The organism is Oscillibacter sp. KLE 1728 (assembly GCF_934833455.1).
Classification (GTDB): Bacteria; Bacillota; Clostridia; order Oscillospirales; family Oscillospiraceae; genus Oscillibacter; species Oscillibacter welbionis.
In genome coordinates this window covers 1-8588 of sequence record NZ_CAKVVF010000059.1, presented here as the reverse complement: position 1 = coordinate 8588, position 8588 = coordinate 1, and the positions used below count along the sequence as shown (strand labels likewise).

The window sequence follows — 8588 nt, the reverse complement described above, 5'->3', positions numbered from 1 at the left end:
CCACATAGGCCAGCACGAGGACGGCCGCCAGGACATACAGCACCTCCATCACAGAGAAGGAGACCCGATAGCACAGGCTGCCCAGAGATCTCCGGATCGGGGCGGATACAAAGCGCTCCAGGGCGTTCATCCAGTCCCGGTGCTCCCGGGCGATCCAGAAGGCCGCCAGCAGGACCAGGTCCGCCAGCAGCCAGATGTGCAGTTTTTGGTGGGACTTGAAAAATGTCATGCTCACTCCGCTGCCGCCAGCAGCTGGCGGGTATAGTCGTCTTTCGGGTGGTCGAAGATGTCATCCACTGTTCCCTGCTCCACGATGCGGCCTTCTTTCATCACCAGCACCCGGTCGCAGAGCTGGTACACCACATTCAGGTCGTGGGAGATAAAGAGATAGCTGAGATCCAGCTCCCGCCGCAGCGTCCGCAGCAGGTCCAGGATCTGGGCCTGGATGGTCACGTCCAGGGCGGACACCGGCTCGTCGGCAATGAGGAACCGTGGCCGCTGGATCAGCGCTGCGGCAATGGACACCCGCTGCCGCTGTCCGCCGGAGAGTTCCGCCGGTTTTGCCGCCAGACACTCCTCCGGCAGACCCACCCGGTCCAGCATCTCCCGCACCCGGCGCTTGCGCTCCGGGGCGTCATACTTGCCGTAGACCCGCAGCGGCTCCTCCAGGGTCCACTCCACCGAATAGGCGGGGTTCAGCGCGCTGTACGGGTCCTGAAAGATCATCTGGGGCCGCTTGGTGTAGTGAATCACCTGCCCCTGGTCGGGCTTCACAATACCCAGGATGGTCCTGGCCAGGGTGGATTTTCCGGTACCGGACTCGCCCACCAGACCCAGGATTTCCCCATGGCGCACATCAAAGGTCACGTCGCGGAGGACCTCCTGATAGGGGCCACGGCGGAAGAGCCCGCGGTCCCGGTATCCGCTGGTGACGTGCCGGACGGAGAGCACAAGCTCCTGTTCGCTCATGGCGTCTCCTCCTTCCGGTGCCGGGTGGGAATGGCGGCGATGAGCCGCTGGGTGTATGGGTGCCGGGGATGGCGGAACACCGTCTCGATGTCACCCTCCTCCACCAGCACGCCCCGCTGCATCACCGCCGTGCGGGTGCAGAGCTTCCGCACCACGTTCAGGTTGTGGGAGATGAACAGCATGGAGATGCCGGACTCCCGGTTCAGCTTTTTCAAAAGCTCCAAAATCTGGGCCTGGATGGTCACGTCCAGGGCGGTGGTGGGCTCATCCAGCAGCAGCAGCTTGGGCCGTGCCACGACGGCCGCGGCGATCATGGCCCGCTGCAGCATCCCGCCGGAGAGCTCGTGGGGATACTTCCGATACACGCCCGCCGGGTCCGGCAGCTCCACTGCTGCCAGGGCCGCCAGGGCCTGGTCCCGCCGCGCCTCCCGGGAGAGGTCTGTGTGGATACGCAGCACCTCCTCCACCTGGGGGCCGATACGCATCAGGGGGTCCATGCAGCTCTGCGGCTCCTGGAACACCACGCCGATCTCCCTCCCCTGGACCTGCCGCAGCAGCGTGCGGTCTGCGTGGAGCAGCTCCGCGCCGTCCAGCAGGATCTCCCCGGAAAAGTCGCACTGCTTTCGGGGCAGCAGTCCCGCCACGCTCATGGCGGTGACAGACTTGCCGGAGCCGGACTCGCCCACCAGCCCCAGGATCTCCCCGTCGTGGATGGTCAGGGACACGCCCGCCACGGCCTCCCGCTGCCGGGTGTGGAATTTCACATGCAGATCTCGGATCTCCAGCATCAGGACACCCCCCCGTTCCGGCGCTGCAGGCCCTCGCCGATGAGACCCACGCCGAAGATCAGCAGCACGATGGCGCCGCCGGAACCCAGGGCATACCAGGGGGCGCTGGTCAGCATCCCCTGCGCCTCCGAGAGCATGTAGCCCAGGGAGGCGTCCGGCGGCGTGACGCCGATGCCCAGATAGCTCATGGAGGCCTCCGCCAGCACCGCGTTGTTGAAGCCGATGGTGATGGCCGGCAGCAGCACCTGCGTGGTGTTGGGCAGGATCTGCCGCACCAGGATGCGGCCGCTGGAGGCCCCCATCAGCCGGGCGCTCTTCACATAATTCACGTCCCGCAGCGCCGCGAAGGCGGTGCGGGTCACCCGGGCAAAGCTGGGGATAAACACGATCCCCAGGGCGATCACCACGTTGTATTTATTCCCCGGCCCCAGGATGCTGATGAGAACCAGGGCCAGCAGGATGCTGGGAAAGGCGGTCAGCGCGTCATTCAGGCGCATCAGGACCTCGTCCACCACGCCGCCGAAATAGCCCGTGAGGGCGCCCGCTGCCGTGCCGCACACCGCGCCGATGGCCACGGTGCTCAGGGCGATCAGGAAGGTGGTGCCCGCCCCCTGCAGCACCCGGCTGAAGATGTCCCGGCCGAAGCTGTCGGTCCCCAGCCAATGGGCCAGGGAGGGGCCCTCCAGCTTGGGCCCCGCCAGCAGGGCGTCCGGGTCGTAGGGCGTCCACACCAGGCCGACCAGGATCAGCGCCGCCATGAGGCCGGTGACAATCAGCCCGGCCAGCAGGTATCCGTTCATCCGCCGCTTCATGACGCACCTCCCAGCCGCAGGCGGGGGTCGATCCGCTGGTTGACAATGTCTGCCACGGTGCCTGCCAGCACCACCCAGAAGGCCAGGATCACCACGATGGCCTGCACCACGGGGTAGTCCCGGTTGGAGATGGAGGCCACCAGCAGCCGTCCCAGCCCCGGGATGGCAAACACCTGCTCCACCACGATGCCAGCCGCCACGATCTCCGCCATGGTCTGGGCCAGGAAGGTCACCACCGGCACCAGGGCGTTGCGCAGCACATGGCGCCGCAGGACCGCCCCCCGGTCATTGCCCCGGGAGATGGCGGTGCGGACATAGTCCCGCCGCATCTCCCCCTGAATGGTGCTGCGGAGCATCCGCACGGTCATGGCGATCCGGGGGATGGCGATGGCCGCAGCCGCGAAAAACAGATACCGGAACGCCCCGGTCGGGTCCGCACCCAGATCCGGGAATTGGCCGTGGACAAACCAGCGGAGGGTGATGCTGAACAGCCAGGAAATCAGGATGCCGGTGAAAAACGGCGGCACCGCCATGCACAGCTGGTCCAACACCGTCCCCACGGCGTCCCCCACCCTGCTGTGCCCGCGGGAGGCCCACAGCCCCAGGGGAATGGACACCACGGCAATCAGCGCGAAGCTGAGAAGGCTCAGGCACAGGGTAATCCCCACCTTGGGGGCAATCAGCTCCCACACCGGCTGGCTATAACTGTAAGAAATCCCCAGGTCCCCGGTGAAAAAGCCCGCCAGCCACTCCAGATACCGCACCGCGAAGGGGCGGTCCAGCCCCAGCTCCGCCTCCAGCTCCGCCACGCGCTCCGGCGTGGCCTGGGTGCCCAGCATGATCTCCGCCGCACTGCCGTGGATCAATTCAAAGGCCGCAAACGCCAGAAGGGAGACGATGACCATGGTGACCAGCAGCATCAAAATCCGCTTGCATACGTACTTCATGGCATCATCTCCCTTCCGGGGCAGCGGCAGCATACCTGCCGCGCATTGGATTTACTGGGCGTAATGGACCGTGGACAGGTCCATCACATAGATGGGATAGAACTGGTATCCCTCCAGCCCGTTCCGCAGAACCACCAGGTCCGCCAGGTCCTGGATGTAGACATTGGCGGCGTGTTCCGTCAGGTTCCGCTCCATCTGCTTGTAGAGCTCTGTCTGCTCTGCGTCGTCGGCCGTGGCCTGGGCCTGCTGGAACAGGGCGTCATAGTCCGTGTTCTGATAGTTGATAAAGTTGTCGTCCGCCGCAGAGGTGAACCGCTCCAGCAGCGCCCGGGCAGTCATGTTGGAGGCGTCTACGCCTACCACGGTGGACTGGAACTGCCGGTTTCCGTACACCTCGCTGAGCCAGGCACCCCACTCCACAGGCTGAATCTCCGCGGTGATGCCCACGGCCTTCAGCTGCTCCACCAGCACAGTGGCCGTGTCGATGTGGGGCTGATAGTTGGAGGGGACGGTGATGGTCATGGAGAACCCGTCGGGATACCCGGCCTCCGCCAGCAGCTCCCTGGCCCGCTCCGGGTCATAGGGATAATAGTCTGTCAGGTCCTCCACAAAATATTTCTGAAACGCCGGATACATACTGGAGCCGATGGGGCTGCCGTACCCGTCGAAGGCCACGTCAATGATCTGCTGTTTGTCCACGGCGTAGCACAGGGCCTGCCGGACCTTTTCATTGTTGAAAGGCTCCGCGGCGTTGTTCAGATACAGCGCCTGCACCAGATTCATCGTGCCTTCCAGCACCTGGACGTCCTCCCCCAGCTGGGCGGCCTGGGTGCGGGTCAGGTGGGCGAACCTGTCGATGGCTCCGCTCTGCAGGCTCATCACTAGGCTGTCCGCGTTCTCAATGATCCGGAAGGTCACCTTGTCCAGCTGGGCCGGGGTGCCCCAGTAGCCGTCAAACCGCTCCAGAACGATGGAGTCCTGGGCTGTCCGGGAGACGAATTTGAAAGGCCCCGTGCCCACCGGGGCGGTGGCCTGGTCCGTATAGTCCTCCGGCAGGATGGCCAGAGTCAGATAGGATAAAAACTCGCTGTCCGGCTGATCCAGGGTAATGGTCAGCGTGGTGTCATCAGCCTGGATGCTGGAAATAGCAGAAAGCGCCGGGATCAGAGGCGTTCCCTCCGAATCGTCGGCGCAGCGTTCGATGGAATATGTGACATCCCGCATCTCTACCGGGTCCCCGTTGTGGAACTGCACACCCTCCCGCAGGGTAAAGGTGTATGTGGTCTGATCCTCAGAGATCTCGTAATGGTCAGCGACCGCGGGCACCAGGTCTCCGTCAGGCGTGGGCTTCACCAGGCCCTCAAATACGTTGAACATGACTTCCTTGGTTCCTGCCGCCACCGCCAGGTGAGGGTCAAGACTCTCGTCCAGGTCCTGCGCGATGCCCACCACGATCTCGTTCGCCTGGGCCCGCGCCTCGGTAGAGCCGTCCGCTGTCTGTCCGTCCTCTGACGCCTGCTCTGTGCTGCCGCCTCCGCAACCGGTGAGTGCGGCGCTCAGGAGGCCCGTCAGAAGAAGGAGCGCCAAAAGCCTCTTCTTCATGGTTCTCTCCTTTGCATCACTGCTCATTTCGAGTCAGTGTTGGGCGGAAACTGTCCGCCCTGACAGAAATGTTCGGCTCTATTCAATTTTAAAAGGAGCCTCACAGGGCATGTTATTTTTATAACGCTTGCCCTGCAAGGGTGTATTGTACACGAACGCCTCGGGGATTGCAAGGGCTTTCGCAAAAAAACAGCCTGTTCGGGGGAGAAACATTCACAAATCCGTCACACCTGCGGAATTGAATTTCCGGGGGCGGCGTGCTATACTAATTTACATCGCTTTGGATGGGGCCGCCCATCCCAGTCAGGAGGTGTCACTCTTGAAAACGAAGAAACTGCTGTTCATTCTCAATCCCCGGGCCGGGCGGAACAAGCCCCACGGTCCGCTGTTTGACGCGCTGGCCATCCTCTCCGGCGCGGGTTACCTCATCCGGATCCACGAGACCTCCGCCCCAGGAGACGCGGCCGATACCGCCGCCCGGGAGGGCGCCGGATACGATCTGGTGGTGGCAGCCGGAGGAGACGGCACCCTCAACGAGGTGATCTCCGGCCTGATGCGGCTGGATGCCCCGCCGCCCCTGGGCTATCTCCCCCAGGGAACTACCAACGACTTCGCCTCCAGCCTCCAGATTCCACGGACCCCGGCGTCCGCCGCGAAAAACATTGTACAGAACCGCATGCGGGAACTGGACATCGGCCGGTGGAATGAGCGGAGTTTCATCTATGTGGCCTCCTTCGGCGCCTTCACCCGCAGTTCCTATGCCGCCTCTCAGGCGGCCAAGAACGCCCTGGGCCACTTTGCCTATATTCTGGAGGGGATGAAGGACCTGAACACCCTCCGCCCCTATCACATCCGCCTCACCGCTGACGGAGAGGTGCTGGACGGGGACTACCTGTTCGGCGCCGTGTGCAACTCCACCTCCATCGGCGGGCTGATGAAGCTGGACCCGGAGCGGGTGGTGCTGGATGACGGGAAATTCGAGATGCTGCTGGTCCCCAGCCCCAAGACAGCCGCGGACCTGCAGAATCTGGTGCTGGCGCTGCTGAACCAGCAGTACGACAGCCAGGGCCTGGTGTTCCGCCACGTCTCCTCCCTCCGGCTGGAGACAGAGGAGGAGCTGCCCTGGTCCCTGGACGGAGAGTATGCCCCCAGCGTGCCGGTGGTGGACATTGTCAATCGACAGCGGGCGCTGAGGATGCTGTTATGAGAGACTTGGAACATCTGCGTCGCCGGTACGCAGACCATGTGCCGGGGCTTCTGGGCGCCCGGCACAGCTATGCCGTCCTCTGTCCCCTGGTGGAGCGGCCGGACGGCCTGCACCTGCTCTTCGAGGTCCGCTCCGCCGCCCTGCACCGCCAGCCCGGGGAGGTGTGTTTCCCCGGGGGCCGGATGGAGGCGGGGGAGACGCCGGAGCAGTGCGCCCTCCGGGAGACTGAGGAGGAACTGGCCATCCCCCGTCAGGAGGTGGAGGTCCTGGGCAGGCCGGACTTCATCTGCAATCAGGCGGGCTTTCTGATGCAGCCGGTGCTGGGACTGGTCTCGGCCGCCGGTTTTGCGGCGGTGGCGCCCTCCCCTGCGGAGGTGGGAGAGGCATTCACCGTCCCCCTGGCTTTTTTTCGGGAGACCGCTCCGGAGCAGTATGTCTATGCCCTGCAGCCGGACGTGCCGGGGGACTTTCCCTATGAGACCGTGGGGATTCCTGCGGACTACCGCTGGGCCCGGGGCCGGGTGGAGGTCCCCATCTGGTATTGGCAGGGCCACGCCGTCTGGGGTATGACCGCCCGCCTGACCCAGGACATCGTCCGCCACCTGGAATAAAGAGCACAGGCAGGGCCGGAGCATTTGCTCCGGCCCTGCCTGTTCAGAATGGAGGACTTATGTGCCCAGAAACTCCGGGTCATATCCGATGAACTTTTCCCACGCCGGCCCGTCCGCCGCCGGAGAAAAGCCAAACTCCCGGTAAAAGCCCGCCGCAGCCTCCGTCTCCGGCGTGGGCAGCCGCAGGCGGTCCCGGCCCATGGGGCGATAGTGCATCACTGCCTGGCCGATCAGCTGCACGCCGTAACCCCGGCGCCGCCAGGGCTCTGCCACTGCCAGCAGGGGGATCCAGCCGCAGCCCCGCTCCGCTTCCCGGCCGTCGTCAAAGGCCACCGCGCCCACAGGCGTTCCATCCAGATACCCCGCCAGTACAGGCGCCCCGGCGGGCAGTGCCCCGGAGGTCCCCGCCCACGCCGCCGGAAACTCCGCCTGCTCCCGCGCCAGGGGGCGGAAATAGAGGCCGGGCTCCAGTCCGTTGGCCCGCTGCTTCACGGTGCATCCTTGGGTGAAGGCCGGGTCTGTCAGATGGCTCGCATCGTCCCGCCAGACCACCTGGATCCGCGCCCCCTCCGCCCGCAGCAGAGAGACAGCGGTGTTGCTGCCGGTGGGCGTCTTCCCCAGCTCCTCCAGCGGGATGCCCTGCAGGGCCGCCAGCAGCAGGCGGATGGCGCAGCCATGAGAGAACACCGCCGCCGTTTTTCCGTCATTGGCCGCCGCAATGTCCCGCACGGCCGCCAGCAGCCGGGTCTGGACTGCCTGGGGCGTCTCCGCGCCCTCTACGTGCCACAGGTGGAGCCGGTGGTTGAAGTTTTCCAGCTGCGCCGGGTCCTGCCGGGCGATCTCTCCCCAGGTCTTCTCCTCCCACACGCCCACGCAGATCTCCCGCAGGTCCCGCCGCCGGTGCAGGGGCAGGCCCTTGGGCTTGTATATGGCGCTGGCGGTGGCGCAGGTGCGGTAGAGGTCGCTGGCGTAGACCGCGTCGATGGGAATATCCGCGAATCGGCGCGCCAGCGCCTGGATCTGCCGTTCGCCCCGGTCTGTGATGCTGCTGTTGGCCTGTCCCTGGGCGATGCGGTACAGGTTGCCCTCCGCCTCTGCGTGGCGAATCAGATAGATGGTGGTCATGGTTTCCTCCGTCCGGGCCTGGGCCCGCCGTTTTGAGATTTGGATGTCGTTATCATCATTATAACGGATCTGCCGCTTTCTGGCAAATCGCTCTAACGCGTTTTTTTTCCGGGAAAGCGGCTATACTACGCTCAGGCCGCAAAGGAGTGACTGAAGATGAGAATGTGTACCGGATTTTGGGTCGGTATCGGCGCCGGACTGATGGCCGGCGCGGCAGTGGGAATGATGATGCCCTACGGCAGGGATCCCATGAAAACGCAGGTGGGAAAGAGTATCCACAAGCTGGGTGTCGCCGTGGACCATGCCGTGGACAGCATCGTTTCCGAAATGCGCTGACGCGCAGGGCGGGGAGCCTCGGCTCTCCGCCTTTTTTGATAAAATCGTTTTTGGGGCTTGACTTTGGGAAAAGCTCTGGTATAATAATAACGCTGTCGCATTTGGCGACGCCTCGTATACAGAAATTAGAACCAGAACAGCTATGGAGAAGTCGCCTAGTTGGTCGAGGGCGCATGATTGGAAATCATGTA

At 64.3% G+C, this 8588-nt stretch carries 9 protein-coding genes and 1 pseudogene; 3 read left to right on the top strand and 7 right to left on the bottom strand.

Annotated elements, in window-relative coordinates:
• The 6 genes and pseudogenes from QVE23_RS11035 to QVE23_RS07770 all read right to left on the bottom strand — a co-directional run.
• Positions 1–229, bottom strand: a pseudogene (locus tag QVE23_RS11035) (DUF3810 domain-containing protein); the annotation flags it as partial.
• 2 nt (positions 230–231) lie between these two features.
• Entirely contained in the window at positions 232–969 is a 738-nt protein-coding gene (locus QVE23_RS07790) for an ABC transporter ATP-binding protein (protein ID WP_021748024.1), read from the bottom strand.
• Positions 966–1757: an ABC transporter ATP-binding protein gene (locus tag QVE23_RS07785; protein ID WP_021748025.1), complete on the bottom strand. Its 792-nt coding sequence runs from the start codon at positions 1755–1757 to the stop codon at positions 966–968. The genes QVE23_RS07790 and QVE23_RS07785 overlap by 4 nt, the downstream gene beginning before the upstream one ends.
• Entirely contained in the window at positions 1757–2569 is an 813-nt protein-coding gene (locus QVE23_RS07780) for an ABC transporter permease (protein ID WP_021748026.1), read from the bottom strand. Before QVE23_RS07780 ends, QVE23_RS07785 begins: the two co-directional genes overlap by 1 nt.
• Positions 2566–3516, bottom strand: a complete 951-nt coding sequence (locus QVE23_RS07775; protein ID WP_025545294.1) for an ABC transporter permease — start codon at positions 3514–3516, stop codon at positions 2566–2568. The genes QVE23_RS07780 and QVE23_RS07775 overlap by 4 nt, the downstream gene beginning before the upstream one ends.
• Positions 3517–3567: 51 nt before the next feature.
• Complete coding sequence (locus QVE23_RS07770) at positions 3568–5118, bottom strand: ABC transporter substrate-binding protein (protein WP_287967881.1); 1551 nt, start codon at positions 5116–5118, stop codon at positions 3568–3570.
• 310 nt (positions 5119–5428) lie between these two features.
• On the opposite strand from QVE23_RS07770, the gene QVE23_RS07765 reads away from it, so the two are divergent.
• Together QVE23_RS07765 and QVE23_RS07760 are read left to right on the top strand one after the other, a co-directional pair.
• Positions 5429–6325 (top strand): diacylglycerol/lipid kinase family protein, encoded by an 897-nt coding sequence (locus QVE23_RS07765; protein WP_249390654.1) that lies wholly within the window; start codon positions 5429–5431, stop codon positions 6323–6325.
• Positions 6322–6936: an NUDIX hydrolase gene (locus QVE23_RS07760; protein WP_025545295.1), complete on the top strand. Its 615-nt coding sequence runs from the start codon at positions 6322–6324 to the stop codon at positions 6934–6936. Before QVE23_RS07765 ends, QVE23_RS07760 begins: the two co-directional genes overlap by 4 nt.
• Before the next feature lie 57 nt (positions 6937–6993).
• On the opposite strand, the gene QVE23_RS07755 is transcribed toward QVE23_RS07760, so the two are convergent.
• The gene (locus QVE23_RS07755) at positions 6994–8061 is read right to left on the bottom strand and encodes a bifunctional histidine phosphatase family protein/GNAT family N-acetyltransferase (RefSeq protein WP_287225244.1); all 1068 of its coding nucleotides are present in this window, start codon (positions 8059–8061) and stop codon (positions 6994–6996) included.
• A 156-nt stretch (positions 8062–8217) separates the two neighbouring features.
• On the opposite strand from QVE23_RS07755, the gene QVE23_RS07750 reads away from it, so the two are divergent.
• Positions 8218–8397: a hypothetical protein gene (locus QVE23_RS07750; RefSeq protein ID WP_021751346.1), complete on the top strand. Its 180-nt coding sequence runs from the start codon at positions 8218–8220 to the stop codon at positions 8395–8397.
• Positions 8398–8588: the final 191 nt, after the last annotated feature.